Raw genomic sequence first — 2,570 nt, 5'->3', positions numbered from 1 at the left:
CAGGGGGCGTTCGGCTTGTCCGAATCCCCCCCTGGGGGGGGGCAAGGCCGGTTTTGTTGAACGCCAAGCAAAACTGACCTTCTTGTCAGGTTGCTGACCCTAACTCAGAAAACGGACGTTCATGCGGCAGGCGGCGAAGATGCCAAAAAGCCCACAACTGCCATCGGCCACTTGGTTGCCTCTCGCATGCGCAGCACGTTACTAACGGCGCTAAGCGGCCATTGCATGGCCTGTCAGAGAAAACCGGCTTAGCGGTCGACGCGGGCATTCGAAACAAACGCTGTACGGGTTAAGAGCGTTGCTCAATACCCTTAAGAAACGTACTAGTTTTTCCGCCCTGCGCGAAACTCAACTAGATTTCTAAGTGCCTTAATAAAAACCTGACGGTCGCGCTGCCCAACAAGAGACAACAAGGCGATTGCTTCCCCTTGGTCTCGCCGCAGATCGTCGGACGAGGCGGTGAATTCGGATGAAACCATATGCGCTCTGGAAACCAACAGAGCACGCGCATCTTCATCAAGCCCTTCCGTCAGGCGAGCCCAGAACGCAATGCTTCTTCCAGACAACTTGCGAGCCTTTTCCAGAAGCTCCAGCTCGGCACCGCGAAGATCTGGGGTGCCTTCATTTTCTTCGGAGTGCAAAAAATTTGCGTCTGCCTGTTTCAATTGGAAGCCATCCCTTGCGCAACGCTCAGCACACGTAATGATTGTTGAAATGCCGATGCATTCCTGCAACTGTTGTGGGAATGTGATACTTCTGTCAATCTTTTGAAGGAAAACTCACATATGTGAACTTTTGGGGGCTGACATGATAGCTGATCGGATTGACGCGGCCTGTAAGATCGCTGGCGTGCGCTTGAAGAGAGCCTGTACTGTTTCGGGAGTGAACTATGGTACTCTTAGAAGCCAGATGAGGAACAAACGTGAGATTCCAGCATCCACCTTGGGTCTTCTTTCTGTCGGCTTGCACATACCCATTCAGTTTTTCTTCGAATTGCCTTCCGAAGCCCACACCAGCGCAGCGAGCCTGAACCGGTGGCGGGCGGCGGAGTTGGCGAATGAAGAGCATGCGGCCTGTGCCAGGGCAGGATTCAACGTTACCACAGACCATATACTGGACTGGTTTCACCAAGAAGGTGGTCGACTTAAAAACTGGGAGTGGTTCGAAGATCAAGTTGACCTCTACGAGCCAATAGAACCCACTGACAGGATAATGCACCCGATCCAAATTGGAAAACGCAGCGCGACTGCAGAGCGGTTAATGCTGGCTGGAAACCGCGACTTTTATCGGATCGTTGGTAGTTTTGAGGAGAAGCTCCTTGAGCGGGCGATGCATTCACATCGAATGCTTGTAGAAGTTCCCTACCTCGTTACAGATGAGGAGCTTGATGTCGTCATAAAGGGGCAAAGGGTAAGAGGCGGCTATCGAAAGGTTACGATGCGAGTGACCGACACTCAAGGAGAGCCGGTCACAGCAGTGTTTTCAAAGGTTACCTGGCTCGACACTACTGACAATGTGAGAGAAATGAACAGCGTTGAGGCCTAAGATCATCTGGTCATTGGCCAACCCCTCTGGAACAGGTTCCACCCAGCGGATTGCGTTCCGGTACTTTCCGTTGAAGCCGTAATCATCAGCAAGGCGCCGATGCTTGTAGGCAATGATCGTGTACATCCAATCAAAGTCCCAGCGCATAGCGGCAAGTAATTTCACATACTGGGCGAAATCTCCAAGCCGCCGAATACCGCCTCTTTCGTCAGGCGCCACCTCAATTCCGCCGAAGTAGATTAGTCTACCCCTTAGTTCATCCACCAAGGGCTGTGACACGCTAGCAACGACGTCGTCTCTGCCAACGTACTTAGAGGCCGCGAGATTCCGGAAGTAGTCTCCAAAGTCCTTCTCGCCTAGGTCAACCAGCTTGGCAGAAATGCAGATAATGCACCTGCCTTCCCTCTTCAAAAATAGCCAAAGTGCACGCCCTGATTTCAGTTCATCTTCGCTGGTTTCTGACATCGGATGCACTTTCTTCTTCCCAACTTCCCGTAGAAGGGGGGGCAGTTCTTCTGGGTCTTCACACACGTAAAGAGTCAGGCCGTCAGCTTTGAAGCGTTCTTCAATGGCTTGCATGTGTGTGTGAATGCTCTGATGTTCCATTGTCTTTTCCTTTCGAAAGATAGCATTTGCACCCGCATGGCGAGCGGGCAGGACAAGGATTCCCTTCTTTTGAGATGCGCAACATGTCTAATTTTCTTGGCAAGCTTCAGCCTTCAGGTTTGCTCGTATCGGTTGCAGCCCTGAAACGGCTGAGTTTGCAAAGGGCGCTTCCTGCGCAAAGCTACCGCCTCTGGCAACTTATGCTGCGCCCGCAGCGAATGACGGTTTTGTCCCGGCATCTTACCCGTTTCACATCCAGTTCTGAGGGTTCGGTTTGGGTCAGAAATGCTTGACACTTGGGGTGTAAATGCCTGGCGAGTGTAGGTCATTTCCCCAGAAAAGGGCTCGCATCGAGTCAGTTTTGCCTGACGTTCGACAGGTTTTCCGGCCGCGCAGCGCCCTGGCGCGAAGGTCAAAAG

The 2,570-nt window shown here is 52.4% G+C and carries 3 protein-coding genes; 1 reads left to right on the top strand and 2 read right to left on the bottom strand.

Translation table 11 applies throughout. The features are described from left to right. Positions 1–323: 323 nt before the first annotated feature. On the bottom strand, positions 324–665 hold the full coding sequence (locus tag L1069_RS23590) for a hypothetical protein (protein ID WP_129373461.1): 342 nt from the start codon (positions 663–665) through the stop codon (positions 324–326). A 142-nt stretch (positions 666–807) separates the two neighbouring features. Here L1069_RS23590 and L1069_RS23585 point away from each other — a divergent pair, with 142 nt between their 5' ends. Further along, positions 808–1,545: a hypothetical protein gene (locus tag L1069_RS23585; RefSeq protein ID WP_129373460.1), complete on the top strand. Its 738-nt coding sequence runs from the start codon at positions 808–810 to the stop codon at positions 1,543–1,545. On the opposite strand, the gene L1069_RS23580 is transcribed toward L1069_RS23585, so the two are convergent. Continuing rightward, complete coding sequence (locus L1069_RS23580) at positions 1,483–2,151, bottom strand: hypothetical protein (protein ID WP_129373459.1); 669 nt, start codon at positions 2,149–2,151, stop codon at positions 1,483–1,485. The genes L1069_RS23585 and L1069_RS23580 overlap by 63 nt on opposite strands. Positions 2,152–2,570 lie beyond the last annotated feature (419 nt).

Source organism: Leisingera sp. MMG026 (genome assembly GCF_021654205.1).
In the GTDB taxonomy this organism is placed as follows: Bacteria; Pseudomonadota; Alphaproteobacteria; order Rhodobacterales; family Rhodobacteraceae; genus Leisingera.
This window is presented reverse-complemented; position numbering and strand designations above follow the sequence as displayed.